The 25514-nt window shown below is 60.7% G+C and carries 31 protein-coding genes; 20 read left to right on the forward strand and 11 right to left on the reverse strand.

Features of this window, described 5'->3' with window-relative positions; all coding sequences use genetic code 11:
- Positions 1 to 152: 152 nt before the first annotated feature.
- The 11 genes from rplF (at position 153) to rplQ (ending at position 7139) form a co-directional block, all read left to right on the forward strand.
- Complete coding sequence (gene rplF, locus ASE94_RS16335; protein WP_061906826.1) at positions 153 to 686, forward strand: 50S ribosomal protein L6; 534 nt, start codon at positions 153 to 155, stop codon at positions 684 to 686.
- 12 nt (positions 687 to 698) lie between these two features.
- Positions 699 to 1061, forward strand: a complete 363-nt coding sequence (gene rplR, locus ASE94_RS16340) for a 50S ribosomal protein L18 (RefSeq protein ID WP_062631246.1) — start codon at positions 699 to 701, stop codon at positions 1059 to 1061.
- A 20-nt stretch (positions 1062 to 1081) separates the two neighbouring features.
- Complete coding sequence (gene rpsE, locus ASE94_RS16345; protein ID WP_035080856.1) at positions 1082 to 1615, forward strand: 30S ribosomal protein S5; 534 nt, start codon at positions 1082 to 1084, stop codon at positions 1613 to 1615.
- A gap of 24 nt (positions 1616 to 1639) precedes the next feature.
- Positions 1640 to 1828 carry a 50S ribosomal protein L30 gene (rpmD, locus tag ASE94_RS16350; protein ID WP_061906824.1) on the forward strand — a complete coding sequence of 63 codons (189 nt, stop codon included), beginning with the start codon at positions 1640 to 1642 and terminating at the stop codon, positions 1826 to 1828.
- Between the two features lie 17 nt (positions 1829 to 1845).
- Positions 1846 to 2349, forward strand: a complete 504-nt coding sequence (rplO, locus tag ASE94_RS16355) for a 50S ribosomal protein L15 (protein WP_062631247.1) — start codon at positions 1846 to 1848, stop codon at positions 2347 to 2349.
- Positions 2350 to 2577: 228 nt separating this feature from the next.
- A complete protein-coding gene (gene secY, locus ASE94_RS16360; protein ID WP_061906822.1) occupies positions 2578 to 3915 on the forward strand; it encodes a preprotein translocase subunit SecY in 1338 nt (445 codons plus the stop codon).
- Entirely contained in the window at positions 3912 to 4475 is a 564-nt protein-coding gene (locus ASE94_RS16365) for an adenylate kinase (RefSeq protein WP_061906821.1), read from the forward strand. The genes secY and ASE94_RS16365 overlap by 4 nt, the downstream gene beginning before the upstream one ends.
- Positions 4476 to 4650: 175 nt before the next feature.
- Positions 4651 to 5019: a 30S ribosomal protein S13 gene (gene rpsM / locus ASE94_RS16370; RefSeq protein ID WP_061906820.1), complete on the forward strand. Its 369-nt coding sequence runs from the start codon at positions 4651 to 4653 to the stop codon at positions 5017 to 5019.
- A gap of 154 nt (positions 5020 to 5173) precedes the next feature.
- Positions 5174 to 5566, forward strand: coding sequence for a 30S ribosomal protein S11 (gene rpsK / locus ASE94_RS16375; RefSeq protein ID WP_061906819.1), 393 nt, complete (start codon positions 5174 to 5176; stop codon positions 5564 to 5566).
- Positions 5567 to 5665: 99 nt separating this feature from the next.
- A complete protein-coding gene (locus ASE94_RS16380) occupies positions 5666 to 6685 on the forward strand; it encodes a DNA-directed RNA polymerase subunit alpha (RefSeq protein ID WP_062631248.1) in 1020 nt (339 codons plus the stop codon).
- Positions 6686 to 6716: 31 nt separating this feature from the next.
- Positions 6717 to 7139 (forward strand): 50S ribosomal protein L17, encoded by a 423-nt coding sequence (gene rplQ / locus ASE94_RS16385; RefSeq protein WP_061906817.1) that lies wholly within the window; start codon positions 6717 to 6719, stop codon positions 7137 to 7139.
- 179 nt (positions 7140 to 7318) lie between these two features.
- On the opposite strand, the gene ASE94_RS16390 is transcribed toward rplQ, so the two are convergent.
- Positions 7319 to 7708 (reverse strand): YciI family protein, encoded by a 390-nt coding sequence (locus ASE94_RS16390; protein ID WP_062631249.1) that lies wholly within the window; start codon positions 7706 to 7708, stop codon positions 7319 to 7321.
- A gap of 231 nt (positions 7709 to 7939) precedes the next feature.
- On the opposite strand from ASE94_RS16390, the gene ASE94_RS16395 reads away from it, so the two are divergent.
- On the forward strand, positions 7940 to 8998 hold the full coding sequence (locus tag ASE94_RS16395) for an NAD-dependent epimerase/dehydratase family protein (protein WP_062631250.1): 1059 nt from the start codon (positions 7940 to 7942) through the stop codon (positions 8996 to 8998).
- 201 nt (positions 8999 to 9199) lie between these two features.
- On the opposite strand, the gene ASE94_RS16400 is transcribed toward ASE94_RS16395, so the two are convergent.
- Entirely contained in the window at positions 9200 to 10384 is a 1185-nt protein-coding gene (locus ASE94_RS16400; protein WP_062631251.1) for a hypothetical protein, read from the reverse strand.
- 243 nt (positions 10385 to 10627) lie between these two features.
- On the opposite strand from ASE94_RS16400, the gene ASE94_RS16405 reads away from it, so the two are divergent.
- Positions 10628 to 12127: a Do family serine endopeptidase gene (locus ASE94_RS16405; protein WP_082461251.1), complete on the forward strand. Its 1500-nt coding sequence runs from the start codon at positions 10628 to 10630 to the stop codon at positions 12125 to 12127.
- A 164-nt stretch (positions 12128 to 12291) separates the two neighbouring features.
- Here the strand turns inward: ASE94_RS16405 and ASE94_RS16410 are convergent, their stop codons facing one another.
- Entirely contained in the window at positions 12292 to 12864 is a 573-nt protein-coding gene (locus ASE94_RS16410; RefSeq protein ID WP_062631252.1) for a hypothetical protein, read from the reverse strand.
- A gap of 183 nt (positions 12865 to 13047) precedes the next feature.
- Between ASE94_RS16410 and ASE94_RS16415 the strand changes: the two genes are divergently transcribed.
- Genes ASE94_RS16415 through ASE94_RS16435 form a run of 5 tightly spaced genes read left to right on the forward strand, consistent with a single transcriptional unit; the run spans position 13048 to position 17236 of the window.
- Positions 13048 to 14376, forward strand: coding sequence for a replication-associated recombination protein A (locus ASE94_RS16415; RefSeq protein ID WP_062631253.1), 1329 nt, complete (start codon positions 13048 to 13050; stop codon positions 14374 to 14376).
- Positions 14377 to 14425: 49 nt separating this feature from the next.
- Positions 14426 to 14809, forward strand: a complete 384-nt coding sequence (gene crcB, locus ASE94_RS16420; protein ID WP_062631254.1) for a fluoride efflux transporter CrcB — start codon at positions 14426 to 14428, stop codon at positions 14807 to 14809.
- Positions 14806 to 15795: an RluA family pseudouridine synthase gene (locus tag ASE94_RS16425; RefSeq protein ID WP_062631255.1), complete on the forward strand. Its 990-nt coding sequence runs from the start codon at positions 14806 to 14808 to the stop codon at positions 15793 to 15795. Before crcB ends, ASE94_RS16425 begins: the two co-directional genes overlap by 4 nt.
- Positions 15792 to 16454 carry an HAD-IA family hydrolase gene (locus tag ASE94_RS16430; RefSeq protein ID WP_062631256.1) on the forward strand — a complete coding sequence of 221 codons (663 nt, stop codon included), beginning with the start codon at positions 15792 to 15794 and terminating at the stop codon, positions 16452 to 16454. The genes ASE94_RS16425 and ASE94_RS16430 overlap by 4 nt, the downstream gene beginning before the upstream one ends.
- A 2-nt stretch (positions 16455 to 16456) precedes the next feature.
- Complete coding sequence (locus ASE94_RS16435; RefSeq protein WP_062631257.1) at positions 16457 to 17236, forward strand: ATP12 family protein; 780 nt, start codon at positions 16457 to 16459, stop codon at positions 17234 to 17236.
- Here the strand turns inward: ASE94_RS16435 and folK are convergent.
- From folK to ASE94_RS16465, 6 genes are all read right to left on the reverse strand, one after another.
- Complete coding sequence (folK, locus tag ASE94_RS16440; RefSeq protein WP_062631258.1) at positions 17225 to 17659, reverse strand: 2-amino-4-hydroxy-6-hydroxymethyldihydropteridine diphosphokinase; 435 nt, start codon at positions 17657 to 17659, stop codon at positions 17225 to 17227. The genes ASE94_RS16435 and folK overlap by 12 nt on opposite strands.
- Positions 17659 to 18039, reverse strand: a complete 381-nt coding sequence (folB, locus tag ASE94_RS16445; RefSeq protein ID WP_061906806.1) for a dihydroneopterin aldolase — start codon at positions 18037 to 18039, stop codon at positions 17659 to 17661. The genes folK and folB overlap by 1 nt, the downstream gene beginning before the upstream one ends.
- Before the next feature lie 12 nt (positions 18040 to 18051).
- Positions 18052 to 18894 carry a dihydropteroate synthase gene (gene folP, locus ASE94_RS16450; RefSeq protein WP_062631259.1) on the reverse strand — a complete coding sequence of 281 codons (843 nt, stop codon included), beginning with the start codon at positions 18892 to 18894 and terminating at the stop codon, positions 18052 to 18054.
- A gap of 155 nt (positions 18895 to 19049) precedes the next feature.
- Complete coding sequence (cysW, locus tag ASE94_RS16455) at positions 19050 to 19862, reverse strand: sulfate ABC transporter permease subunit CysW (RefSeq protein WP_062631260.1); 813 nt, start codon at positions 19860 to 19862, stop codon at positions 19050 to 19052.
- The gene (gene cysT / locus ASE94_RS16460; protein WP_061906803.1) at positions 19862 to 20698 is read right to left on the reverse strand and encodes a sulfate ABC transporter permease subunit CysT; all 837 of its coding nucleotides are present in this window, start codon (positions 20696 to 20698) and stop codon (positions 19862 to 19864) included. Before cysT ends, cysW begins: the two co-directional genes overlap by 1 nt.
- Before the next feature lie 67 nt (positions 20699 to 20765).
- Complete coding sequence (locus ASE94_RS16465; RefSeq protein WP_062631261.1) at positions 20766 to 21749, reverse strand: sulfate ABC transporter substrate-binding protein; 984 nt, start codon at positions 21747 to 21749, stop codon at positions 20766 to 20768.
- A 227-nt stretch (positions 21750 to 21976) separates the two neighbouring features.
- Between ASE94_RS16465 and ASE94_RS16470 the strand changes: the two genes are divergently transcribed.
- Entirely contained in the window at positions 21977 to 22891 is a 915-nt protein-coding gene (locus ASE94_RS16470; RefSeq protein ID WP_062631262.1) for an esterase, read from the forward strand.
- Positions 22892 to 22930: 39 nt separating this feature from the next.
- Here ASE94_RS16470 and rimO read toward each other — a convergent pair whose 3' ends face one another.
- Positions 22931 to 24256, reverse strand: a complete 1326-nt coding sequence (rimO, locus tag ASE94_RS16475; protein WP_062631263.1) for a 30S ribosomal protein S12 methylthiotransferase RimO — start codon at positions 24254 to 24256, stop codon at positions 22931 to 22933.
- 238 nt (positions 24257 to 24494) lie between these two features.
- Here rimO and ASE94_RS16480 point away from each other — a divergent pair, with 238 nt between their 5' ends.
- Entirely contained in the window at positions 24495 to 24872 is a 378-nt protein-coding gene (locus tag ASE94_RS16480; protein ID WP_062631264.1) for a DoxX family protein, read from the forward strand.
- 62 nt (positions 24873 to 24934) lie between these two features.
- Here ASE94_RS16480 and ASE94_RS16485 read toward each other — a convergent pair whose 3' ends face one another.
- Positions 24935 to 25459, reverse strand: a complete 525-nt coding sequence (locus ASE94_RS16485) for a DUF4282 domain-containing protein (RefSeq protein WP_062631265.1) — start codon at positions 25457 to 25459, stop codon at positions 24935 to 24937.
- Positions 25460 to 25514: the final 55 nt, after the last annotated feature.

The following is a 25514-nucleotide window of genomic DNA, read 5'->3' on the forward strand; positions in this document are numbered from 1 at the left end:
TGAGGAGAAGTGGATTCCACTTTTCCTGTTGTAAGTGCGGCAAAAACTGATAGGAGCGCGATCAACGTTTCTCGGAAACGCTGATCGGCTCTGTTTTCGGGCACCTTCACGCGCATTGGATGCGCGACAAGACGATTACTCAAGGATATAGAATGTCACGTACTGGCAAGAAACCGGTGGCCCCGGTTAATGGCGTTACGGTTACGGTCAATGATCGCACCGTCTCCGCCAAGGGCCCGAAGGGCGAGCTGAGCCTCCCGCTCATGGATATCGTCAATGTCGAGCAGGGTTCCGATGGGGTTGTCATCACCCCGGCTAACGACACCCGCGAAGCACGTGCTGCCTGGGGCACCACGCGCGCGCTGATCCAGAACATGGTCACTGGTGTAAGCGCCGGTTTCGAAAAGAAGCTGGCAATCCAGGGCGTTGGTTACCGCGCCGCCATGCAGGGCAAGGACGTCAAGCTCTCGCTCGGTTTCAGCCACGAAGTGATCTACAAGGCCCCGCAGGGTATTACCCTGGCGGTTCCTGCGCCGACCGAGATCGTCATCACTGGCATCGACAAGCAGCAGGTTGGTCAGGTTGCGGCAGAGATCCGCGGCTGGCGTCCCCCCGAGCCCTACAAGGGCAAGGGCGTGCGTTACGCCGGCGAGCAGGTCTTCCGCAAAGAAGGCAAGAAGAAGTAAGGAGCGCCACCTATGGCAATTTCTGCAAAAGGTGCGGCACGTCGCAAGGCTCGTGTCCGCAAGGCGCTCAAGGCTCGTGCCTTCGGTCGCGCCCGTCTCAGCGTTTTCCGCTCGGACAAGAACATCTACGCCCAGATCATCGACGACGCGAATGGTCGTACGCTGGCAGCGGCTTCCACCCTCGAAAAGGATCTGCGCAGCTCGCTCAAGAGCGGCGGCACCTCCGAGGCAGCTGCCGTCGTTGGCAAGCTGATCGCCGAGCGCGGTGTGAAGGCTGGCGTTGCCGAAGTGATCTTTGATCGCGGCGCTTACATTTATCACGGCCGCGTTAAGGCCCTTGCAGATGCTGCCCGTGAGGGCGGTCTGCAGTTCTAACAGCGGCGAGGAAAAACATTATGAGCAGAGACGTTCAAGAGCGCGAAAGCGAGTTCGTCGATCGCCTGGTCCACATCAACCGTGTGGCCAAGGTTGTGAAGGGCGGCAAGCGCTTCGGTTTTGCAGCCCTCGTCGTTGTTGGTGACCAGAAGGGTCGCGTCGGTTTCGGTCACGGTAAGGCCCGTGAAGTTCCCGAAGCAATCCGCAAGGCAACGGAACAGGCCAAGCGCCAGATGATCCGCGTGCCGCTGCGTGATGCCCGTACGCTTCACCACGACATCACCGGCCGCCATGGCGCCGGCAAGGTCGTGCTGCGTGCAGCCGTTCCGGGTACCGGCATCATCGCCGGTGGTCCGATGCGCGCCGTCTTCGAAACCCTCGGGATCAACGACATCGTCGCCAAGTCCACGGGTACCTCGAACCCTTACAACATGGTCCGCGCGACTTTCGACGCTCTCAAGCGCGTTGATAGCCCCCGCGCCGTGGCTGCCCGCCGCGGCCTCAAGGTCTCCGAACTGCAAGCTCGCCGCGGCGAGACTGCTGTCGAAGCCTGAGCCCCGTAGGAACGGAGAAGCACAATGGCTGATAAGAAGATGATCACCGTGAAGCAGGTCGGTTCGCCGATCCGCCGCGAAAAGAGCCAGCGCGCGACCCTGATCGGTCTCGGGCTGAACAAGATGAACAAAGAGCGCGAGCTGATTGATACGCCCGAAGTCCGTGGCATGATCAACAAGGTCCCGCACCTCGTCCGTGTAATCGGCGAGTAAGAGGGAAGGCTCGACAAATGACTCGTTTGAACGAACTTCGCGACAACGACGGCGCTAACAAGGTCCGCGTTCGCGTGGGCCGTGGTATCGGCTCCGGCGTTGGCAAGACCGGTGGTCGTGGTGGCAAGGGCCAGACGGCCCGCGCCGGTGTCGCGATCAACGGCTTCGAAGGCGGCCAGATGCCCCTTCACATGCGTATGCCGAAGCGTGGCTTCAATGCTTGGAACCCCAAGGATTGGAATCAGGTTCGCGTTGACCGCATCCAGGCCTATATCGACTCGGGCAAGCTCGATGCAAAGGGCGTCATCGACGCTGCTGCGCTCGTTGCTGCCGGCGTGATCCGTCGCGCCAAGGACGGTGTCCGTCTCATTGGTTCGGAAGGCTTCACCGCCTCCAAGGTCACCTTCAAGGTGGACTATGCGACCAAGGGTGCTACCGCTGCCATCGAAGGCGCCGGCGGCAAGGTTGACTTGATCCCGGTCAAGGAAACCTGGAAGAAGACCCCATACGCCGCCAAGTAATTTGGTGATTACGCACCCGGCCTCGCGGTCGGGTGCGTTTTTTGGTTTGTTGCGCCGGGGTTGCTGTCCTATATGCTCCTTGGGCGCTCCAAGCGCCTCTGGCTTTCGGCCATAGGGCAGGGCGCGGGAAATATGCGCAGCGGTTTTCCGTACGAGCCTTGCGACAACAAAGTTTTAGGGCATCCGATTTGATCCCGTCGAATCGCACACGGCTCTAGGGAGCGAAGTATGGCGTCCGCAGCCGAGCAACTTGCTCGCAATCTCAGTTTCTCGACCTTTTCCAAGGCGAAAGCCCTTCAGCAGCGCATCTGGTTCACACTGGGCGCGCTGCTTGTCTATCGTTTGGGCACCTTCATTCCTGTTCCGGGCATTGATCCCGATGCGTTCCGCGCGACTTTCGAGCAGAGCCAGCAGGGCATCATCGGCATGTTCAATATGTTCTCCGGCGGTGCCGTTGAGCGTATGGCCATCTTTGCGCTTAACCTGATTCCCTACATCACGGCTTCGATCGTCGTGCAGGTGATCGCGACCGCTTCGCCAAAGCTCGAAGCTCTCAAGAAAGAGGGTGAAGCCGGGCGCCGCAAGATGAACCAGTACACCCGCTATCTGGCGGTCGTGTTCTGCGCCGTGCAGGCCTATGGCATTGCGGTCGGTCTCGAGGGCAGCCAGGGCGTTGTGCTCAATCCAGGCTGGTTCTTCCGCCTCTCGACCGTGGTCACCCTTGTGGGCGGCACCATGTTCCTGATGTGGCTCGGCGAGCAGATCACCTCGCGTGGCGTCGGCAACGGTATTTCGCTGATCATTTTCGCCGGTATCGTCGCCAATCTTCCCTCGACCGTCGCCCAGACGCTCGAATTGAGCCGCACTGGCGCAATTCCTGCCTTTGCTGCGGTCGGCATGATTGTCTTGGCGCTGATCGTCATCGCGATCATCGTCTTCTTCGAGCGTGCGCAGCGCCGACTTCTGATCCAGTATCCGAAGCGTCAGGTGGGCAATAAGCTCTTCCAGGGCGATACCTCGCATCTGCCGCTCAAGCTGAACACTTCGGGCGTTATCCCGGTGATCTTCGGCTCCTCGTTGCTGCTTCTGCCGGCAACGATCGCGTCCTTCGCAGCCCAGGGCAATGCCCCGAGCTGGCTGACGACGGTCACGGCGCTCCTCGGCCGCGGTCAGCCGCTGCACCTGGCGCTCTTTGCTTTCTTCATCATCTTCTTTGCCTTCTTCTACACGGCCATTGTCTTCAATCCGACCGAGACGGCAGACAATCTCAAGCGCTCTGGCGGCTTCATTCCGGGCATTCGTCCGGGTGAGCGCACCGCGCAGCACATCGATTATGTGTTGACGCGCATCACCGTTGTCGGTGCCCTTTACCTCACGGTGATCGCGCTGATTCCGGAACTGATGTTCAGCCAGCTTGCGGTTGCCCAGTTCATCGGCGGCACATCGCTGCTGATCATGGTGACGGTGACCCTCGATACGGTCAGCCAGATCCAGAGCCATCTCGTGGCCCAGCAATATGAGGGGCTGCTGAAGAAATCCCGCCTTGGAGGAGGCAAGCGTCGATGAGACTGATCCTGTTGGGACCGCCAGGGGCGGGCAAGGGCACGCAGGCCAAGATTCTGGTTGAAGCCTACGGCATCCCGCAATTGTCCACTGGTGACATCCTGCGGGCCGCTATTGCCGATCAAACGCCGCTTGGGCTCGAAGCCAAGGCGATCATGGATCGGGGCGATCTCGTCTCGGATACTATTGTCAACGGCATCGTCTCTGAACGAATCGATGCCGAAGACTGCAAGCCTGGTTTCATTCTCGATGGTTTCCCGCGCACCATTGCGCAGGCTCAGGCTCTCGATTCCATGCTCGCGAACAAAGGTCTCAAGCTTGACGCCGTCATCGAGCTCACTGCAGATGCCGACGAGCTCGTGCGCCGGGTGATTCAGCGCTCCAAGGATAGCAATCGTCCGGATGACAATCCGGACGTCATCCGCAAGCGCCTGGATGTCTACACCACCAGCACCGCCCCATTGGTCGATTACTACGGTCAACAGGGTCTGGTGAAGACGGTGGACGGCATGGAGCCGGTCGAGAATGTCACTGGAGCCATCAAGAAGGCTCTAGACAAGTAAGTTCGTAGGGCGGGGACTGTTGACTTCGCCTTTTCGAATCCTTAAAGAACCGCACCAGTCTCATGGATTATTGGGCTGGGTTCGGTTCCTCACATTGGTTGGGGGTCGAAATCCGGTCCCTTGTTGTTTAAAGACACCCGCCGCGATGGCGCGTGTTGAATGAAGGAGAGCAGACGTGGCTCGTATTGCTGGCGTCAATATCCCGACGAACAAGCGCGTGGTAATCGCGCTGCAGTATATTCACGGGATCGGCGAAAAGTTCGCCAATGATATCACGACCAAGGTCGGTATTCCGGCCGAGCGCCGCGTCAATGAACTGACCGACGCCGAAGTTATCCAGATCCGTGAAGCGATCGACCGCGACTACGTCGTGGAAGGCGATCTTCGTCGCAACGTTGCGATGAACATCAAGCGTTTGATGGACCTCGGCAACTATCGCGGTCTGCGTCACCGCCGTGGCCTTCCGGTCCGCGGTCAGCGTACGCATACCAATGCTCGTACCCGTAAGGGTCCGGCTAAGCCGATCGCCGGCAAGAAGAAGTAAGAGCTGGCCCGCACAAGCGGGTTGGTAATGTGAATTGGAAGGGCGGATGCAGGGTAGGTTGGTCTCCGGCAAGGAGATCGCTGAAATCCTGATCCGCTTCTTCCGTGGTGGAGCTGCTGGTACTACGGCAGCGCCGATACCCCAGAGGAATTGAATGGCAAAGACTGACACGACGCGCGTCCGCCGCAAGGAGCGCAAGAATATCACTTCGGGCGTTGCACACGTAAACGCCTCCTTCAACAACACCATGATCACCATCGCCGACATGCAGGGCAACACGATTTCGTGGTCGTCCTCGGGCGTTATGGGTTTCAAGGGCTCGCGCAAGTCGACCCCATATGCTGCCCAGGTTGCCGCTGAAGATGCTGCAAAGAAGGCTCAGGAACACGGCATGAAGACCCTTGAGGTCGAAGTTCGTGGTCCAGGTTCAGGCCGTGAATCGGCGCTCCGCGCGCTGCAGGCAGCCGGCTTCAACGTCACCTCGATCCGCGATGTCACCACCATCCCGCACAATGGTTGCCGTCCGCGCAAGCGGCGCCGCGTCTAACGAATAGACCACTTGGTAAACTCCCGGCTTTTGGCCGGGAGTCCTATTGTGTTTGCGGCGGTGCGGCCTTCCGGGCCGCGATTTTGAAAGGACAATACCGTGACGATCCAGAGGAACTGGCAGGAACTCATCAAGCCGACCAAGCTGGAGATTGTTTCGGATAGTGCCGATGCGCGTCAGGCTTCGGTTATTGCCGAACCGCTTGAGCGCGGCTACGGCCTTACCCTGGGCAACGCCCTGCGTCGCGTCTTGCTGTCTTCGCTTCAGGGCGCAGCAGTAACCGCTATCCAGATCGATGGCATTCTGCACGAATTTTCGTCGCTTCCCGGCGTGCGTGAGGACATCACTGACCTTGTGCTCAACGTCAAGGAAATCGCCATCAAGATGGGTGGCGAGGGCCCGAAGCGTCTTACTCTCTCCAAGCAGGGTCCGGGTGCCGTGACCGCTGGTGACATCAAGGTCTCCGGCGATATCGAAGTCCTGAACCCCGAACTCGTGATCTGCCACCTCGACGATGGCGCCGAGATCAACATCGAGTTCACCGTTAATTCCGGCAAGGGCTATGTCCCGGCCGACAAGAACCGTCCGGAAGATGCCCCGATCGGGTTCATTCCCGTCGATGCGCTGTTCTCGCCTGTGCGCCGTGTCAGCTATAAGGTTGATGCGACCCGTGCCGGTGAAAGCCTCGACAAGGACAAGCTGACGCTTTCAGTCGAAACCAATGGCGGCGTGTCGCCGGAAGATGCAGTGGCTTACGCTGCGCGCATCCTCCAGGATCAGCTGTCGGTTTTCGTCAACTTCGAAGAGCCCACCAAGGAGAAGGCCCAGGACTCTGTCCCGGAACTCGCCTTCAACCCGGCGCTGCTCAAGAAGGTCGACGAGCTCGAACTGTCTGTCCGTTCGGCGAACTGCCTCAAGAACGACAACATCGTCTACATCGGCGACCTTATCCAGAAGACGGAAGCCGAGATGCTGCGGACCCCGAATTTCGGCCGCAAGTCGCTTAATGAAATCAAGGAAGTCCTGGCACAGATGGGGCTTCATCTCGGGATGGACGTGGCCAATTGGCCCCCTGAGAATATCGATGACCTCGCCAAGCGCTACGAAGATCATTATTGATCCGGCGCTGCCAAGATTTTAGGAGATACCCATGCGACACGGTAATCGCGGCCGCAAACTCAGCCGTACCGCTTCTCACCGCAAGGCCATGTTCGCCAACATGTCCGCTGCCCTGATCAAGCACGAACAGATCGTCACGACCCTTCCCAAGGCCAAGGACCTCCGTCCGATCGTCGAGAAGCTCATCACCCTTGGCAAGCGCGGCGACCTGCACGCTCGCCGTCAGGCGATCGCGCAGATCCGCGACGAAGCCATGGTTGCCAAGCTCTTCGCCGTGCTCGGCCCGCGCTATGCTGAACGTCAGGGCGGCTATATCCGCATCCTGAAGGCCGGCTTCCGCTATGGCGATAACGCCCCGATGGCCGTCATCGAATTCGTCGATCGCGACGTCGATGCCAAGGGCCAGGATTCGGGTCCGGTCCAGTACGACGAAAACGAAGCCGAAGCCGCATAAGCCTCGCTTCTTCCAAATTCAAAGGGCGGCCCCAGTGGCCGCCCTTTTTTCTTTCACCTCTCCCTTCGGGGGAGAGGTCGACGCAAAGCGTCGGGTGAGGGGGCCTTCAGAGTGTCGGTAGACCTGATGGCGAATTGCCTTGCCTTGCAAGCCTCGAACCACAACGTCGTGCCTTCCCCTCAAGCCTTTCGTCCCTCAGCTTCCGCCCGCGCCTTCAACCTCTCCGGCGGCGCGCCCAAAAACTGCCGCACCTCGACCGGTGCCCGGCAGGCCGCCGTGGCCTTTCGTCCCCATTCGACAGCTTCCTCAACGCTGGCACAGTCCAGCACCCAAAAGCCGCCGACATGCTCCTTGGCTTCGACGAACGGCCCATCGGTGACCATGATCCCACCATTGCTGGCCGCACGAATCGTCCGCGCCCTTGTCGCCGGCTCGAGCCCGCCGACAAAGACGCGCACACCTTGAGCGATCATCTCTTCATTGAGATCGGAAATTTCCTGGCGCAGCGACGCGTCTTCCTTGGTTGGGTCGTAGTCGTCAGGCAGATGGATAGCGACGAGAAACTGCATTCTTGCCTCCTTGTGGCAGCGGCAGGTGTCTCCTGCCATGCATGCTAGACGATCGGCCGAAATGCTTTCAGACTAATGTCCCGCAGATTTCTCCACCATGGCCCCAAAACGACACGTGTATGACGGCTAAGCTATTGCCACGCAAAAATTTCATGCCCGCCAACTGATTTTGCCGCTTCCGGCTCCGAGCCGTCGCGTGTAGGGCAGGGGAGATAAAATTGGGGGCAAATCATGGACCGCATCCTCGTCACCGGCGCCTCCGGTTTTGTGGCCAAGCACCTCATCGGGGAGCTTTTGCGGGCCGGATATCGCGTGCGCGGCACCGTCCGCAGCCGCACCAAGCTCCTCAGCATCAATGCCGCCCTCGACACCCTCGCGCCAGGCCTCTCCGATCGCCTCGAAATCTTCGAGGCCGATCTCCTCGATGATGCTGGTTGGGCCCGAGCTATGGAGGACGTTCAGGCCGTTATGCACGTGGCGACTGTTATCACCGCCGCCGAGCCCAAGGACCCGTCGACGGTCATTCGCCCCGCCGTCGAAGGCACCGAGCGCGTCCTCCGCTTCGCGGCCCAGGAACACGTGCGCCGCGTCATCATGACGTCCTCGATCGCAACCGTCGGCTATGGCCACGACCATCATTCCGGCCAACGCACCTATACCGAGGCCGATTTCACCGACCTGACCAAACTCCGCCGCCCCTGGGCCTATTGCATCGGCAAGACCCGCGCCGAGCAGGCCGCCTGGGCCTTTGCCAGCGGCAAGGGACTGGAATTGACCACCATCCACCCCGGCGCCATCCTCGGCCCTGCCACGGACAAGGAAACCAGCATCTCCCTCGGCCTCGTCAGCGGCCTCCTCGATGGCTCGACGCCCGCCATGCCACGCGTCGGCTTTGCCATCAGCGACGTCCGCGACGTTGCCGCCATGCACCTCGCCGCGCTCCGCAGCCGCGAGTCCATCGGCCAGCGCTATCTCTGCACCGGCCCCTATCAAAGTTTTGAGCAAGTCGCCGCCATCCTCCGCGCCGCCTATCCCGATTATCCAGTGACGCTGAGAACCGTCCCGGACTGGATCATGCGGCTCCTCGCCAATTTTGGCGGTCCCGTCCGCCAGATCATCAACGACATCGGCAACGAAAAACACTTCAATGGCAGCAAAGGCCAACGCCTCCTTGGCCGCCCCTACCACACACCCGAAGACGCCATCCTCTCTGCCGCCGAAAGCCTCCTCCGCCTCGGGCTGATCCGGCCCAAGAAGACGCGGAATCAGTCCGTGAAGGCTGCTGGCTAACCCACTGCGGAGACTCAGCGTTTCCTGATTCAAACCCCAGCTCGATTGTCACCCCGGCGAAGGCCGGGGCCCATCCCGAGATCTCAAGATGGATCCCCGCTTCCGCGGGGATGACAGTCGGTGAGTGGTCAACGTTCCAACAAAACAAAACCCGCCCGAGCCATCAGCCCGAGCGGGTCCACAATCAAACGCGCAAAATTCTTACTCAGCCGGCGCCATATCCTTGCCCGTATACACGTCCTCGACCCAATACTGGTCGCGACGGTCAAAGCCGTTGAACGGGGTCAGCGAAGCCTGGGTATAAGCACCCATCAGGCCGAATTCGATCCAGTCGTCTTCATCGATATCGGCCGGCAGGGTGAACACCTGCGGCAGCACGTCATAGCTGTCGCAAGTCGGGCCCCAGATGGTGAATTCGGAAAATTCCTGATCGTTGTCGTGCACACGCGGCCCGCGCCACACGCGGAGCGGCGGGGTGAAGTGCATGAACTTCACTTCCATCAGCGAACCGTAGGCGCCATCGTTCACATAGACCGATTGTCCGCCGCGCTGATGCTTTACGCGCAACAGCAGTGACGTCGAGGAGGTCACGAGCGCACGGCCCGGCTCGATGATCAGTTCGGGCGTGTTCTTGTCGCCAAAATGGTCGGAAACGGCCTGCGAGATGGTCTCGAAATAATAGTCCATCGGCGGCGCTTCGCTGGTCGGGTAGGGGGCGGGATAGCCACCACCGATATTGAGGCGCTTGAGATCGATGCCGGCCTCTTCGACGATACGCGCTGCAGCCGCGATATGCCGCTCATAGGCATAGGCGTCTTCGCACTGCGAACCGACGTGGAAGCAAAGGCTCGGGGTGTAGCCCATCTTCTCGACGGCCTGCACGATTTCGGCCGCACCCTGTTCCATGACGCCGAACTTGATTCCGAAGTCGTAGCTCTTCAGTGCCTTGCCGGCCTTGAAGCGCGTGGTGACTTCCACATCGCGCGATGGCGAGACGACGGCGGCGAGCTGGTCGAGCTGCTGCGGGTGGTCGATGGTGAAGGAGCGAACGCCGAACTCTTCATAAGCGCGCTCGATTTCGCGCTTGCTCTTGATCGGGTTGTTGTAGTGCATCACCGCGCCCGGCGCATGGTCGCGCACCAGTTCCATTTCGGTGTTCGAGGCAACGTCAAACGCCTTGAGACCTTCGCGGTGCAGCTGGGCAATGATGTGCGGAGACGGGTTGCACTTCACGGCATAGGTAAGAAGCCCGTCAAAACCCTTCCTGAAGACCTTAACAGCCCTGTGGAATTCCTTTTCCGAGAAAAGGAAAGAAGGAAAGTCCGGCGCCTCGGCCGCGATCAGGGCGGACGTATTGGCGTAAACGGTCTTCGGCTCGTCAGTCATTGGACAACAGGCCTTTCGGGGCTGGAGAGGTCAGGGAAATTCGCGGTGCTTAAGTGTTTCCGTTTCGTAAACATCGCGAAATCGAGCGCTGCATATAGGGCCGCGTGCCCACTCGCGCAAACGTTTATTTGCCTTGCGAAACAACAATGTTGCCGCGTCATTTTGATGACAGAATCCGGGCGCTTTCGTCGCTGTGCAAGCGGAAGGCCAGCGGGCCAGAAATCCGCAGCTGAAGGTTTACCCATGTCTTTGCGATCGCTCGTCTTTTCGGGTCTCGCCGTGGCGGTCATCGCCATCGGCGGCACACTGGCCTTCTCCCCTTGGAACGCTCCGGGGCAGGCGCAGGTTCAACAGGTTCAGGCGCAAGCTGCCACGCCGCCCCCCTCGACTGACGCCATCCCAGACACCGCGCCGCGCGCCGTGCCCACAAGCCAGCCCCAGGTGCAGCTCAGCTTCGCGCCCATCGTCCAGGCTGTCTCCCCCTCGGTCGTCAATGTTTACGCCACGCGCATCGAAGCCCAATCCGCGTCGCCCTTCGCCAATGACCCGTTCTTTTCCCGCTTCTTCGGCGATCAGTTCCAATCCCGCCCGCGCGAGTCCCGCGCTCTCGGCTCTGGCGTCATCGTCGATGGCGGCGGGGTGATCCTCACCAATTCCCATGTCATCAACGGCGCCACAGATGTCCGCATCTCCCTCAGCGATGGCCGCGAATTCGCAGTCGACGTTGTCGTCGAAGATCAGCAGACCGATCTCGCCGTCCTCCGCGTCCGCGATCCACGCGGCGTCACCTTCCCGGCCATCACCTTTGCCGATAGCGACAAGCTTCTCGTCGGCGATCTGGTTCTTGCCATCGGCAATCCCTTCGGCGTCGGCCAGACCGTGACCTCGGGCATCGTCTCGGCGCTCGCCCGCACAGGTGTCGAAAGTTCGAACTACGAGTTCTTCATCCAGACCGACGCCGCCATCAATCCCGGCAATTCCGGCGGCGCCCTCGTCGATATGCAGGGGCACCTCGTCGGTATCAACACCGCAATTTATTCCCAGTCCGGCGGTTCGGTGGGCATTGGCTTTGCCATCCCCGCCAATATGGCCAAGCTCGTCGCCGATGCCGGCGTCACTGGCGGCGCGATCATTCGCCCCTGGTTCGGCGCCAAGATGCAGGCCGTCGATTCCGACATCGCCACGAGCCTCGGCATGGACGCGCCCCACGGCGCCCTCATCACCGAAGTCGCCCCCGATGGCCCCGCCGCCCGCGCCGGCTTCAAGTCCGGCGACGTGATCCTCTCCGTCGATGGCCAAAAGGTCGATGACCCCAGTGCCTTCAACTTCCGCCTGGCCACCAAGCCGATCGGCCAGACGACCAAGCTCGAGCGCCTCCGCGGCACGGCCACCGACACCGTCGATTTCCCCGTCGAAGCCGCCCCAGCGCCTGCGGACAACGCGACGGCCACCATCTCGGCCACCTCGCGCTTCTCCGGCGTCACCGTCCGCCAGCTCGACCCGGCCTTGGCCGAGTCCAAAATCCTCCCCTATGACGCCAAAGGCGTCATCGTCACCGCCGTCGCCTCTGGCTCGCCTGCCGAAGCCATGGGCCTCAAGGTTGACGACATCATCCTCCAGCTCAACGACACCGTCATCACCGACGCCCAGTCGTTCAGCACGCTAGCCTCGCAGCGCGTGAGGACCTGGCAGATCATTCTGCAGCGGGATGGAAGGGTTAGTCGGGCGATTGTTAGTGGCTGACGGCCGTAAAAAATTCGCTCCAGTGGAGCGAATTTAGGCCGTCAGGCCATGAGAGCTAAGCTCGAATGGCGGGCATGCACCGCCACTTTCCCAAACTCGATCCCCACCTCCCCCTAGATGGGGGAGGCCGGGAGGGGGTGGAGCCACACCCACCAGCCCTCCCCTCACTCCACCACGATCTCCGGCAGTTCCATCCCCGCCAATTCCTCAATCGCCCCCATGCGCCAATCCTTCAGCGCCATCAGCAAATCCGCAGCGCCGTCATCATATCCCCGCCGGCTAATCCCAAACATCGCAACACCATCACCCACCGGCACATAGCGATAGGCATTCCATTCGACGATCAGCGTCCCGCCCTCGTCGCTACTGAGCAAGAAGTCGAGCAACACCTCGCCCGTTGCTTCATTCTTCATGACCTGGAAATTGACCACCGGATCGGTGCCCTTCCGCTCCCCGAGCGATTCCACGATCGACTGCGCCGCAGCATCCGGCGTCGGCCCCTCGGTCAGTACATCAACCATGAACATTTCATCATAGCGTTCGACCGTCTGGCCTTCGGGCACATATTCCTGTTTGTAGAATGTCTCGGTCGGGTGGGTCGTCCACGCCAGTTCAAAGCTCGTGCCATCGTAGACCACCGGCCCTGGCACCCCGACCGCATCCTCCTGTGCCCACGCCGGCATGTAGCCTGCACCCACAATGACCATCAGAGCCAGCAATCCGCGAACCATGCTCATTCCCTCCTCATGAGCCTGAACTGTCGCTGAAATAAAACACCGGCACAACACCGCATCTCCCTCGCTGCCATCGCCAGAAAGCCATGCTGCACAAGGAGCTGGCCAGCATTTGTGAATCATTTTGTCAGCCGCGCCGCCCCTCGCACTGGTGCGCAGCATCATACAATCTGCTAGATAAATTCCATGTCCGATCTCTTCGCCGCCGACCCCACCGAAACCGATAAGGCCCGTCCGCTCGCCGATCAGTTGCGCCCACGCGCGCTCGATGAAGTCATCGGCCAAACGCACCTACTCGGCCCAGATGGCACGCTAACGCGTATGCTCGCCTCCGGTCGCCTGGGCTCACTGATCCTTTGGGGCCCTCCCGGCACGGGCAAGACGACGGTTGCGCGTCTCCTCGCCGATCAGATCGGTTTCCGCTTCGAGCAGATTTCCGCCATCTTCTCCGGCGTCGCCGATCTCAAGAAGGTTTTTGAAAAAGCACGCTTCGAGCGCCTTTCAGGGCATCGCACGCTGCTCTTCGTTGACGAGATCCACCGCTTCAATCGTGCCCAGCAGGATAGCTTCCTGCCGGTCATGGAAGACGGTACCGTCGTCCTCGTTGGCGCGACGACAGAAAACCCATCCTTCGAACTCAACGCCGCGCTTCTGTCCCGCAGCCAGGTCCTCCGTTTCGAGTCGCTGGCCGCGCCCGATCTCGAACTTCTCCTCCAGCGCGCCGAGACGCTCCTCGGCTCCACATTACCGCTGACCGACGAAGCGCGTCACACCCTCCTCGGCCTTGCCGATGGCGACGGTCGTGCCCTTCTGGGGCTCGTCGAAGAGATCTTGGCGTCATCTCGCGCCAATGAGACGCTCGATGTTAACGGAATGCTAACAGTAGTGCAGCGTCGCGCGCCCATTTACGACAAGGCGCAGGACGGCCACTACAACCTCATTTCCGCGCTCCACAAGACCATTCGCGGCTCCGATCCCGATTCCGCGCTCTATTATTTCGCCCGCATGGTTGTTGCGGGCGAGGATCCGCTTTTCTTAGCTAGACGCTTGATTCGTATGGCTTCTGAGGACATCGGCAATGCCGATCCCCAGGCGCTGCCACTGGCCGTTGCCGCCCGCGATTCCTACCAGATGCTCGGGTCCCCCGAAGGCGAACTGGCGCTCGCGCAAGTCGTCGTCTATCTCGCCCTCGCGCCCAAATCCAACGCCGTCTATACCGCCTTCAAGGCAGCGATTTCCCTCGCAAAATCAAGCGGTTCGCCTATGCCGCCAATGGTCATTCTCAACGCCCCAACCAAGCTGATGAAGGGCGAAGGCTATGGCGAGGGCTACCAATACGATCACGACGTTCCCGACGCCTTTTCAGGCCAGGAATATTTCCCCGAAGCCCTTGGCCGACAACAGTTTTATCAGCCAGTCGAGCGCGGCTTCGAGCGCGATCTCAAAAAACGCATGGACTATTTCTCGCGCCTCCGCGCCGAAAAGTCCCGCAATCGCAACGCGCTAGACGAGTAATCCCCGTGCTCCAGTTCCAGTGCTACTCTTGCGCCAGATCGGACCAGCCATGAATGGCTTCCTCCTCGTCGGCGCTGGGGGCGCCATTGGCGCCATGGCCCGCTACGGCCTCGCCGGCTTCATTGGCCGCCTCTGGCCAATGGGCTTTCCGCTGGCGACGCTGCTGATCAACATCATCGGCTCGATCGCCATGGGCGTCTTCGTCGGCCTCATGGCCCGCTTCCTGCCGCCCAATCAGGAAGAAGCCAGGCTTTTCGTCGCCGTCGGCATTCTCGGTGGTTTCACCACCTTTTCTTCCTTTTCCCTCGACACCATAACCCTCTTCGAACGCGGCGCATGGCTGCAAGCTGGGCTCTATGTCGCCTTGTCGGTTGTAGTTTGCCTCGTGGGCCTATATCTCGGCCTTCTGATAACGAGAGGCGGCCCCGCATGAGTGGCGTTCAACATCGGGAAGTCACGGCAGACGAAGACGGCATGCGTCTCGACCGCTGGTTTGCCCGGCATTTCCCCCAGGTTGGTTTTGGCCGCCTGCAAAAGCTGATCCGCAATGGTGAGGTCAAGGTCGATAAGGCCAAGGCCGAGACGAGCACGCGTCTTGCCGAAGGCCAGGTCGTCCGCATCCCGCCGGTCGATGATCCCGGCACGGTTCGTCCGGTCAAGGTCAATCAGGAAGATGCGAGATATCTCAAGGACATAATCCTCTATGAGGATGATGATCTCTACGTCTTCAACAAGCCCCACGGCCTTGCCGTCCAGGGCGGCAGCGGCACCACGCGCCACCTCGACGGGCTCCTCAAAAGCCTGCCCAACAAGCTCGGCGAAGCCCCGCGCCTCGTCCATCGCCTAGATCGCGACACCTCCGGCTGCCTCGTCGTCGCCAAGACCGGTGCCGCGGCCACGCATTTCGGCAAGGTCTTCATGTCGCGCTCGGCCCGCAAGATTTATTGGGCTCTGGTCGCCGGCAACCCGACGCCGCGCCAGGGCGAAATCTCCTGCTTCATCGCCAAGCGCGTCACCGAAGACGGTGAGCAGATGGTCGTGGTCAAAAATGGCGCGCCCGGCGCGGTCCACTCCTCGAGCTATTATTCGACCACCGACACCGCCAGCCGCCGCTTTGCCTGGGTCACGCTCAAGCCCGTCACCGGCCGTACCCACCAGCTCCGCGTCCACATGGCCCAGCTCGGCACGCCGATTATCGGCGATCCGCGCTACTTCAACATCGAAAACTGGATGCCGGCGCCCGGCCTCGGTGAGGGTCTGCACCTTCACGCCCGCCGTATCGCTCTCCCGCTCCGCAATGGCAAAAGGCTCGATATTTCAGCGCCTTTGCCGCCGCATATGCGCGAAAGCTGGGATGCCCTCGGCTTCGATGCCGAACGCTTCGACGTGCAGGACACCGATCCAGAGGACAATGCATGAAACTGATTATGTTCGACATGGACGGGACGCTGATCGACACCGAAGCCCTGATCGTCGAACATATGACGACCACCTTCGAGACTGCCGGGCTTCCCCCACCAAGCCCGGCCCAGTCACGCCGCGTCATCGGCCTATCGTTGCCGGTCGCCATCGCGCGTCTCCTCGGTACCGATGTGACTCCCCAGGCCGAGCAGATGGCCGAGGATTATCGCAAGCACTATCGCGCCTCGCTCGTCCAGGCCGAAGGCCGCGAGGGCCTCTTCCCTGGCGCCCGCGAAGCCCTTGATCTTCTTAAGGATTGGCCCGATACGCTCCTCGGCATCGCCACCGGCAAGGGCCTCAATGGCGTTCACCGCCTGACCCAACTACACGGCATCGCCGATCATTTCGTGACCTTGCAGACGCCCGATCACAACCCATCTAAGCCACATCCCGGCATGATGCTGCGCGCCATGGCCGAAACGGGCGCCGACAAAGCCGACACGGTCATCATCGGCGACACGACCTACGACATCGAAATGGGGAAAGCCGCGGGCACCAAGGCCATCGGTGTCACCTGGGGACACCACGACAACGATGAGTTGCTAGCCGCCGGCGCAGATATTCTCGTAGATAGCTACGCCGATCTGCCCGCGGCGATCAAACACGTATTGGACTGAACATGCGCGACCAGCTCGAAGATGCCCTGAAAAATCAGGAGTTTGGCTATGGCCAGGCGCAGCATATGAACCAGATCGAGCTGCCCAAGCGCTTCTATAAGGACGTCGATGTCGCCCGCACCGATGACGGCTTCGTCGTCACGCTCGACGGCAAGCCGACCCGCACGCCTGGCCGCAAGCTCCCAGTCGTCGTCCCCGCCCAATCCATCGCGCAAGCCATGGCCACCGAATGGGCCGCGCAGGACAAATATGTCGACCCCACCACCATGCCCATGGTGCGCCTCATCAATTCCGCCGTCGAAAGCGGCGAGGAACAAGCGCCGGCCTTCCGCGCCGAGATCGGCAAGTTCGCCGGCAACGACCTGCTGCTCTACCGCGCCGACGCGCCGGAAGAGCTGGTGGCCGATCAGGAACTCCATTGGGATGGCGCCTTGGTCAAGCTCGCGCGCCACTTCGATGTCGCCTTCCAGCCGACCATAGGCATCATCCACCAGCCGCAGCCCGCTTCGACGCTTCAGCGGCTCGATGCCGCTCTCGAAGGGCAGGGACTGCTCTCGCTGACGGCGCTGGTCTCCATCACCGGCATCACCGGCTCAGGCCTCCTCGCCATCGCGCTGCTGCATCAACTTCTGACGGCAGATCAGGTCTGGACCGCCGCCCATGTCGATGAAGACCACCAGATCCGCCTCTGGGGCGAAGACGACGAAGCCATGGTCCGCCGCGCCAAGCGCCGCGTGGAGTTCGATACCGCCGTCGCCGTCGTAGAGGCTTTACGCGCTTAGGCCGACGATCCAATCGGCGGTATCCGGCGCGATCTCGCGCAAGGGCACCAACACGAAATCGCGCGCGTGTGCATGCGGATGGGGCAGGGTGAGCCGCCCCGTCTGCATCTCGATCCGCTCATAGGCAATGATGTCGATATCGATCACGCGCGGTCCCCAGACCTCGTGCCGCACCCGGCCCATCTCCCGCTCCGTATCGAGCGCGATATGCAGCAGATCAATCGGCTCAAGATCAGTCTCGATCTCCGCCGCCATATTCGCAAAATCCGGTTGATCGGTCTTGCCCCAAGGCTTGGTCGCGATCACCGAGGACTGCTTTGCCACCCGAATATGCGGATGCGCATCGAGCCGCCGGATCGCCTCTGCAAGTTGCGCCCGCGGATCGCCTATATTCGCCCCAAGGCTGAGCCAGGCCAGGGCCATCAGTTCGGCCTCACGCGATGTAATTCAATCGCCGCCTCGCCGCGCACCATGGCAATCGGCGCCTCGGGCTTGCGAATGCGAATGATGATCCAGTTGATATCGGAAAACCGCTCGAATAGCGCCGAAACCACATTCTGTCCCAGCGCCTCGATCAGCTTGGTCCGCTTCTCGAACGTTGCCTTCACCACATCATAGATATCGGCATAGGAGACGGTGTGCCCAATCGCGTCGCTCTCGCCCGGCGCCGTCAGATCGACACCGCATTCGAGATCGATGAAGAACCGCTGCCCCAGCTTTTCTTCCTCGGCAAAGAGCCCGTGATAGCCATAAAAGCCGAGGTCGCGAAGAATGATACGGTCGCCGGTGAATGGATGAGTCATGAAAAGTCCTATTCAGGGGCCGTAAAGCGTCGCCTGCGCCACACGAAGCGCATCACGGTTGGCGCCGACATCATGCACGCGAAAGATGTGGCCGCCCCGTTCATAGCCTTGCACCGTCGTGGCCACCGTGCCCGCCAGCCGCTGGTTGGGTAAATTGTCGAGCAAACGGCCGATCATCGATTTTCGCGATGTACCCACCAAAATGCCATGCTCTGGAAAAGCCTCGGCAAGCTTGGGAAGCTCTCGCAAAATCTGGTAGTTCTGCGACAGGGTCTTGGTAAAGCCAAAGCCGGGATCGAGGATCACTTGGGCGTCTTTGATGCCCTTGGCCTGCGCTGCGGCGAGCGTTTTCCTGAAATAGTCGAGCATTGCAGGCATTGGGTCGGTCTGCGCGTCCCAGAGCTTGTCCCAGTGCATGGCGACCACCGGCACGCCATAAAGCGCCGCGATCTCCGCCATTTCAGCCGGCCCCTGGAGGCCAAGCACGTCATTGATGATATCGGCACCGGCCTGGATGGCCTGATCGGCAACAAGCGGCTTGTTGGTATCGATCGAAATCGGCGTGGTGATCCCGGCGCTGCGGATGGAATCGATCACCGGGATCACCCGGTCGAGTTCTTCCTGCACCGCGACGGTTTCAGAGCCGGGCCGGGTGCTTTCGCCGCCGACATCCAGAATATGCGCGCCTTGCTCAACCATGGCTCGCGCGTGCGCGACCGCGAGGTCAAGATTGTCGTGCAGTCCGCCGTCGGAAAAACTGTCTGGGGTCACGTTGAGAATGCCCATGACCAGCGGCGTGGCGCCGAGGAGCAGTGGGTCGCGATTGCGCAGGTCGATGGTCTGAACGGTGTGCATGAAATGTTCCTGCCCAACGCTCTAGGGGCGGAAGAGCGCCAGCTCAAGCGACTTTTTCTCTTGCTGGATGGCGCCGCCTGCACATCCGCGTGCATCATTAACACAGATTATCTGCGGCTACATCGGGGCGAACATGCAAGCGGAGAAAAATCCAACTATCCCCGGACGTTGGCCTCTAGGGAAGATTTGATCAGCAGTGTCACCACGGCAATCAGCGCCAGCGTTGACGCCGCCGCAAACGACCCGGCAATGTTGAAGTCGTTGAACAGCAGATTGATTTGCAGCGGCAAGGTATTCGTCTGCCCGCGGATCGATCCGGACACAACCGACACAGCCCCGAATTCGCCCATCACGCGCGCATTGGTCAGCACCGCTCCATAGACCAGCCCCCAGCGGATATTGGGCAGGGTGACATGCCAGAACATCTGCCAGCCATTGGCCCCGAGCGACAGCGCGGCCTCCTCATCTTCGGTGCCCTGCTGCCGCATCAGCGGGATCAGCTCACGCGCAACGTAAGGCGCGGTGACGAAAAGGCTGACCAGCACGATGGCAAGCGGCGTAAACATGATCTGCAGGCCGAGCGGCTGGAGGATCGGTCCCAGCAGCCCCTGATTGCCATAGAGGAAGAGATAGACCACGCCCGCAACGATCGGGCTGATAGCCGCCGGCAATTCGATAACGGCCACAAGCAGTTGTTGCCCGCGAAACGTGAAGCGCGTCACGAGCCAAGCCAGCGCAGCGCCAACAAACATGTTGATCGGAACGACAATGATGGCGGTGACCACCGTCAGGAAGATCGCATGCAGCGTTCCCGGCTCGAAGATCGCCGCAAAGTAGGCACCGAGCCCCTCGCGCAGCGCGAAGCTGAAAATGAGCGCCAGGGGCGCCAGCAAAGCGATGCCGGCGAAGACAAAAGCCAGCAGGATCAGCAAAATGCTGCCTGCAGACCGTGGCGGGGCGCCGACCATCAGCTCTTCCTCCCGACATAGCGCACCTGCCAGGCGGCCAACATATTGGTGGCGATGAGCGTCGCCAGCGCGACGACAAGCAGCACGAATGCCAGTGCCGCCGCTGCCTCGTAGTTATATTCGTCGAGCCGGATGAAGATCAGCAGTGACACAATTTCAGTCAGGCCCGGCAGGTTGCCGGCAATGAACACCACGGCGCCGAACTCGCCCAGCGAGCGCGCAAACGACAGCACGCATCCGCCGATGAAAGCAGGCAAAATCGTCGGCCAGATGATGCGGCTGAAAACCTGCCAGCGCGATGCGCCCAAAGTCGTCGCGACACTTTCGAAATCGGCATCGACCTCTTCAAGCACCGGCTGCACCGCGCGCACGACGAAGGGGATCGAGGTAAAAGTCATCGCGAGGATAATGCCAAGCTGGGTGTAATTGACCTTGATGCCATTGGGCTCAAGCAACTGGCCATACCAGCCGGTGTCGGCGAAAAGCGTGACCAGCACGAGCCCCGCCACCGCCGTCGGCAGGGCAAAGGGCAGATCGATAAGAGCATCAAGAATGCGCCGGCCGGGAAAGCGATAGCGGGTGAGTACCCAGGCCAACAACAGCCCGACCACACCATTGATCACAGTCGCAATCAGCGCTGAGCTAAAGGTTATCCGATAGGCTGCCAGCGCCCGATTGGAGCTGACGATCCGCCAGAATTCGGGCAGCCCCATGCCCGCAACCTTGAGCAGCATGGCGAGGATCGGCAGCGCAATGATGAGGGTGATATAGAAAAGCGAAATACCCATGGTCAGCCCGAAACCGGGCAGCAGATGTTTGCTGCGTTGCTTGGCCATGTGCCCCTCTAAAAACGGAATAAGGCGCGGCCGGAGCCGCGCCGAAAGTCATGACGTAACGCTGGCGTTACTGATTGACGAAGACCTTGTCGAGGAGGCCGCCATCGGCGAAATGCTCGCTCGCCACCTTATCCCAACCGCCGAACGCGTCTTCGACAGTCACGAGCCGAACTTCAGGGAAAGCCGAGGCATGGGCTGCGGCCACAGTCTCGTCCTGCGGCCGATGAAAATTGGCCGCCGCGACTTCCTGGCCTTCAGGCGTGAAGAGGAAATCGAGATAGGCCTTGGCCAGATCACGGCTGCCGCGGGCATCGACGACCTTATCGACGATTGCGACGGGAAATTCCGAGAGGAAGCTGACCGAGGGCACCACGGCTTCATACTTGTCGGCGCCAAGCTGCTTCACCACACCAAGCGTTTCGGCTTCGAAGGTCACGAGCACATCGCCAAGCTGACGTTCGGTGAAAGCGGTGGTCGCCGCGCGGCCGCCTGTTTCAAAGACGGGGACATTGGCGAAAAGCTTGGTGAGAAATTCCTCGATCTTGGCTTCGTCGCCCGCATATTCCTCGGTCGCCCAAGCGCGGGCGGCAAGATAGGTGTAGCGGCCGTTACCCGAGGTTTTAGGGTTCGGGAAAATCACCTGCACGCCTTCGGCGGCGAGATCGCCCCAATCCTTGATGCCCTTGGGGTTTCCGGCCCGCACGAGGAAAGAGGGGAAGGAATAGAAGGGGGCAGCATTGTTGGGGAATTCGCTCGCCCAATCGTCGCTGACATAACCGCCGTCAACCAGCTTTTGAATGTCTGTCACCTGATTGAAGGTGGCGACATCAGCCTGCAGCCCTTCGAGAATAGCGCGGGCTTGGGCCGATGAACCAGCATGCGACTGGTTGACGGTAACGGTTGCACCGGTCGCGGCATAAGCAGCGTTCTCGGCTTCGAACAGTTCGCGCGCAATGTCGTAGGAGGCATTGAGAATATCGGTAGGCTGCGCCAGTACGGGCGAGCTGGCGAGCACTAGGGCCGCAACGGCAGAAGCGAGAAGCTTGTTCATTTGTGACGCTGTTCCATCAAGCAGATCAATTGACGCGTTAGATGCGGTGGCCGCTCATGCGTCGTAAAGCGCTAAATACCTGTATCGGATGAGTAATTTACCCCACCCTCCACCAGCGGAAAGCCGTTCTTTTCACGCCGCAGTGAACGCGAAATTGTTTCGATCGCCTTGAGGTTGTCCTTTGCGGCTTGAGAAGCCAAAGTAGGCCAAAAGTGGAGGAAATATCCTTGAAGCGATTGCACACGACCCTCGGCGCGCTGGAGCGCAGCCAGTTGGGGCTGATCCTGCCCCACGAGCATGTCTTCGTCGATCTGCGCACCCCGGACCAGCCGGGATATGCCGAGGCCGAAGCCGCAGACGTCATTGCCCTGATGGCGCCCCAGATCGAAGCGGCCAAGGCGCGCGGCGTCACCGCGATCGTCGAATGCACCACCGGCGGGGTAGGGCGACGCGCCGATATCGATCTGGCCGTCTCAAAAGCCACCGGCATGCCCATCGTCGTGCCCACCGGCAATTATCGTGAGCCGTGGATTCCTGCGTGGGTCGCTGCGGCCAGTCAGGATGAACTGGAAGCCTGGATGTATGCCGAACTGACAGACGGCATCGAGGACACTGGCGTGATCGCTGCCTGGATCAAGATCAGCGCTGGCGACGACGGCATCACGCTGCTCGAAGAGCGCATCCTCCGCGCCGCCGCTCGTGCCGCCAAGCGAACCGGCGCCATCATCGGCTCGCACACGATCAAGGGCCGGGTAGTGATGGATCAGCTTGATATCATCGAAGCGGAAGGTGGCTCGCTTGAGCGCTTCATCTCCATCCACACCCAGGCCGAGCCAGATTTCGAGCTCCATAAGGCCGTGGCGGCCCGCGGCGCCTGGATCGAATATGACAATATCGGCCACGGCAATGATGACGAGATCCTGCCGCTGGTCCTCAAGGCCCTGGAGGCAGGGCTCGGTCCGCAACTGCTCCTCAGCCACGACCTCGGCTGGTACGATCCCGCGCAGCCCGGCGGTGGCGTCCCGCGGCCCTATACGCATCTCTCCGATTGGCTGCTGCCCGCGCTGCGCGATGCAGGTGTCGACGAAGCGACGATCACCCAACTTACCCACGACAACCCGTTCAACGCCTACGCGCGCTGACACCTACAAACAAAAATCCCCGCCGAAGCGGGGATTTTCTCATTTCGCTGCCGGTTCGGCGAAGAGATCGTATTCGTCATTGTCGGTCACCGTCACCGAAACGATGTCGCCTATCTTGATGCCGTCGGCCTTGCTGACGATCACCTGGCCGTCGATCTCCGGCGCATCCCACTTGGAGCGCGCGATCACGCGGTTTTCTTCCGGGCGCACGTCGTCGACGATCACATCAATGGTCCGGCCGACCTTCTGGCTCAGGCGGTGGAAAGAAACGTCCTGCGCAACTTCCATGAGCTGGGCAAAGCGCTCTTCCTTGACCTCGTCCGGTACGATGCCGTCGAGTTCGTTGGCCGGAGCGCCCGTAACGGGCTCATACTTGAAGCAACCGGCGCGATCGATCTCGGCTTCTTCCAGCCAATCGAGCAGGAATTCAAAATCAGCGTCCGTTTCGCCGGGATAGCCGACGATGAAGTTGGAGCGGATCGCCAGATCGGGGCAGATATCGCGCCACTTCTTGATCCGGTCGAGCGTCTTTTCTTGGTTCGCCGGGCGCCGCATGGATTTAAGCACATTCGGCGACGCATGCTGGAACGGAATATCGAGATAGGGCAGCACCAGACCCTCGGCCATCAGTTCGATGACCTGATCGACATGGGGGTAGGGGTACACATAGTGAAGGCGTGTCCAGGCGCCCAACTGCCCGAGTTCCTTGGCGAGATCGTAGAACTTCGCCTTCACATCGCGACCGCGATATTTGGATTCGGCATATTTGATATCGACGCCGTAGGCGCTGGTGTCCTGCGAGATCACTAGCAGTTCCTTGACGCCGGAGCGGATCAAGCCCTCGGCCTCACCCAGAATGCCGGCAGCCGGGCGCGAAACCAGATCGCCGCGAATCTGCGGAATGATGCAGAACGAGCAGCGGTTGTTGCAGCCTTCGGAAATTTTCAGGTAGGCATAATGCCGCGGCGTCAGCTTCAGCCCGCTTTCTGGCACGAGATCGACGAACCGGTTCGGGACGGGCGGCAGGTGATCATGCACCGCCGAAACAACGCTCTCATACTGATGCGGTCCGGTAATCGCCAAAACGCTCGGATGCGTTTCGCGGATCAGGCCTTCTTCAACGCCAAGGCAACCCGTAACGATCACGCGACCGTTTTCGTTGAGCGCTTCGCCGATCGCCTCGAGGCTTTCCTGCTTGGCGCTGTCGAGAAACCCGCAGGTATTGACGAGCACGATGTCGGCGCCGGCATAGTCGCGGCTAAACGAGTAGCCTTGCGCGCGCAGCGTCGTCATGATGCGCTCGCTATCCACGAGCGCCTTGGGGCAGCCGAGGCTGACTAAACCGATTTTGGGCGCCTGATTCATGCGCGTGCAGCAATCCGGTAAATGAAAGGATGGCGCGTAATACAGAAACTTGGACGGTTACGCAATGTTACTGCCCCCCAATATGGGGTCATCAGCCCTTCTCGCAGCGGTGGACACAGCATCTTGAAACTGTGGAGTGAACAGTGCGTTCGCGTCTGTTCGCCTTTCTGCAACCCTTAACGTGCGTTAGGCATTTCGTTCTCGCGCCGGCCCTGGCGCAGCTATCGGGAGTTTCTTAATGTTCGATCGTCTCTCCGCCTATGCGCCGCAGGCCCTCGCCGTGCTGCGCATCATTACGGCGCTGCTTTTCCTGGCCCACGGCACGCAGAAGCTCATCGGCTTCCCCGCCACCGACATGTCTCCGCCCGCATTCTCGATCTTCTGGTTCGCAGGCGTCATCGAGATCGTCACCGGCATTTTGATCGCCATTGGCTTCTTCACCCGCCCCGCCGCTTTCCTCGCCTCCGGCACGATGGCCGTCGCCTATTTCGTGGTTCACGCTCCGTCGAATTTCTTCCCCGCCAACAATGGCGGCGACGCTGCGATCCTGTTCTGCTTCGTCTTCCTCTATCTGGTCTTTGCCGGCCCAGGCGCCTGGAGCGTCAACAGGAAGTAATTGGTTCGATCCAATGAAGAAGGCCGCCGGGAGCGATCCACGGCGGCCCTTTTGTTTCGTCTTCAGGTAATCGGCGATTGCGGTGGTGTGCGCTTGGCGGTTCGCCTGGGCTTGAAGGGCTCGCCTGCAGTGGTCGACGGCTCGCGCCTGATCTCATCGACCACGCTTGGCGGCGCGTCCGTCGCCGGCGTGATGTAGTCGTCCGCATCGTTATAGTCGGTTTCTTCGCCATGCTCGGCCAAGTCGCGAATGGCGTCGCGCACCTCATCGAGCAGCGATGCCGAATAACGCGGGCGCGTCACCGTGCCGCCAGTCGCCTCATGGCTCTTGAACCAAACCAGCAGCGCCTCGCAGCCGATCCGCAGCCCAACGAATGCTGCAAGGCCAAACACCACGATTTCGAGAATGCCCCAGAGGCCATTCCCAAAACCGGTGCCGAAGCGGAAGAAGAAGTGGTTGATGGCCCAAAGGAGGATCGAGGCCAGCCCGAGCGCATAGAGGATCGGCACCAGCTTGGGTGAAAGGATCGCGTCGAGCCGGAACAGCGTCTGGCGGGTAAAGAGGCGTTTCAGGTCGTCCGTGGTCATGCCGGGCTCCTCGATTCGGGATTTCTCCCAAGATTAGTGCGTCTTGCGGAAAAAT

Origin of the sequence: Devosia sp. Leaf64 (assembly GCF_001421945.1) — a bacterium.
Classification (GTDB): Bacteria; Pseudomonadota; Alphaproteobacteria; order Rhizobiales; family Devosiaceae; genus Devosia.

What these genes read in the sequence shown, in the direction of transcription:
- rplF (WP_061906826.1), top strand. Translation starts at nt 153, where the DNA reads ATGTCACGTACTGGCAAGAAACCGGTGGCCCCGGTTAATGGCGTTACG.
- rplR (WP_062631246.1), top strand. Translation starts at nt 699, where the DNA reads ATGGCAATTTCTGCAAAAGGTGCGGCACGTCGCAAGGCTCGTGTCCGC.
- rpsE (WP_035080856.1), top strand. Translation starts at nt 1,082, where the DNA reads ATGAGCAGAGACGTTCAAGAGCGCGAAAGCGAGTTCGTCGATCGCCTG.
- rpmD (WP_061906824.1), top strand. Translation starts at nt 1,640, where the DNA reads ATGGCTGATAAGAAGATGATCACCGTGAAGCAGGTCGGTTCGCCGATC.
- rplO (WP_062631247.1), top strand. Translation starts at nt 1,846, where the DNA reads ATGACTCGTTTGAACGAACTTCGCGACAACGACGGCGCTAACAAGGTC.
- secY (WP_061906822.1), top strand. Translation starts at nt 2,578, where the DNA reads ATGGCGTCCGCAGCCGAGCAACTTGCTCGCAATCTCAGTTTCTCGACC.
- ASE94_RS16365 (WP_061906821.1), top strand. Translation starts at nt 3,912, where the DNA reads ATGAGACTGATCCTGTTGGGACCGCCAGGGGCGGGCAAGGGCACGCAG.
- rpsK (WP_061906819.1), top strand. Translation starts at nt 5,174, where the DNA reads ATGGCAAAGACTGACACGACGCGCGTCCGCCGCAAGGAGCGCAAGAAT.
- rplQ (WP_061906817.1), top strand. Translation starts at nt 6,717, where the DNA reads ATGCGACACGGTAATCGCGGCCGCAAACTCAGCCGTACCGCTTCTCAC.
- ASE94_RS16390 (WP_062631249.1), bottom strand. Translation starts at nt 7,708, where the DNA reads ATGCAGTTTCTCGTCGCTATCCATCTGCCTGACGACTACGACCCAACC.
- ASE94_RS16395 (WP_062631250.1), top strand. Translation starts at nt 7,940, where the DNA reads ATGGACCGCATCCTCGTCACCGGCGCCTCCGGTTTTGTGGCCAAGCAC.
- ASE94_RS16400 (WP_062631251.1), bottom strand. Translation starts at nt 10,384, where the DNA reads ATGACTGACGAGCCGAAGACCGTTTACGCCAATACGTCCGCCCTGATC.
- ASE94_RS16405 (WP_082461251.1), top strand. Translation starts at nt 10,628, where the DNA reads ATGTCTTTGCGATCGCTCGTCTTTTCGGGTCTCGCCGTGGCGGTCATC.
- ASE94_RS16410 (WP_062631252.1), bottom strand. Translation starts at nt 12,864, where the DNA reads ATGAGCATGGTTCGCGGATTGCTGGCTCTGATGGTCATTGTGGGTGCA.
- ASE94_RS16415 (WP_062631253.1), top strand. Translation starts at nt 13,048, where the DNA reads ATGTCCGATCTCTTCGCCGCCGACCCCACCGAAACCGATAAGGCCCGT.
- crcB (WP_062631254.1), top strand. Translation starts at nt 14,426, where the DNA reads ATGAATGGCTTCCTCCTCGTCGGCGCTGGGGGCGCCATTGGCGCCATG.
- ASE94_RS16425 (WP_062631255.1), top strand. Translation starts at nt 14,806, where the DNA reads ATGAGTGGCGTTCAACATCGGGAAGTCACGGCAGACGAAGACGGCATG.
- ASE94_RS16430 (WP_062631256.1), top strand. Translation starts at nt 15,792, where the DNA reads ATGAAACTGATTATGTTCGACATGGACGGGACGCTGATCGACACCGAA.
- ASE94_RS16435 (WP_062631257.1), top strand. Translation starts at nt 16,457, where the DNA reads ATGCGCGACCAGCTCGAAGATGCCCTGAAAAATCAGGAGTTTGGCTAT.
- folK (WP_062631258.1), bottom strand. Translation starts at nt 17,659, where the DNA reads ATGGCCCTGGCCTGGCTCAGCCTTGGGGCGAATATAGGCGATCCGCGG.
- folB (WP_061906806.1), bottom strand. Translation starts at nt 18,039, where the DNA reads ATGACTCATCCATTCACCGGCGACCGTATCATTCTTCGCGACCTCGGC.
- folP (WP_062631259.1), bottom strand. Translation starts at nt 18,894, where the DNA reads ATGCACACCGTTCAGACCATCGACCTGCGCAATCGCGACCCACTGCTC.
- cysW (WP_062631260.1), bottom strand. Translation starts at nt 19,862, where the DNA reads ATGGTCGGCGCCCCGCCACGGTCTGCAGGCAGCATTTTGCTGATCCTG.
- cysT (WP_061906803.1), bottom strand. Translation starts at nt 20,698, where the DNA reads ATGGCCAAGCAACGCAGCAAACATCTGCTGCCCGGTTTCGGGCTGACC.
- ASE94_RS16465 (WP_062631261.1), bottom strand. Translation starts at nt 21,749, where the DNA reads ATGAACAAGCTTCTCGCTTCTGCCGTTGCGGCCCTAGTGCTCGCCAGC.
- rimO (WP_062631263.1), bottom strand. Translation starts at nt 24,256, where the DNA reads ATGAATCAGGCGCCCAAAATCGGTTTAGTCAGCCTCGGCTGCCCCAAG.
- ASE94_RS16480 (WP_062631264.1), top strand. Translation starts at nt 24,495, where the DNA reads ATGTTCGATCGTCTCTCCGCCTATGCGCCGCAGGCCCTCGCCGTGCTG.
- ASE94_RS16485 (WP_062631265.1), bottom strand. Translation starts at nt 25,459, where the DNA reads ATGACCACGGACGACCTGAAACGCCTCTTTACCCGCCAGACGCTGTTC.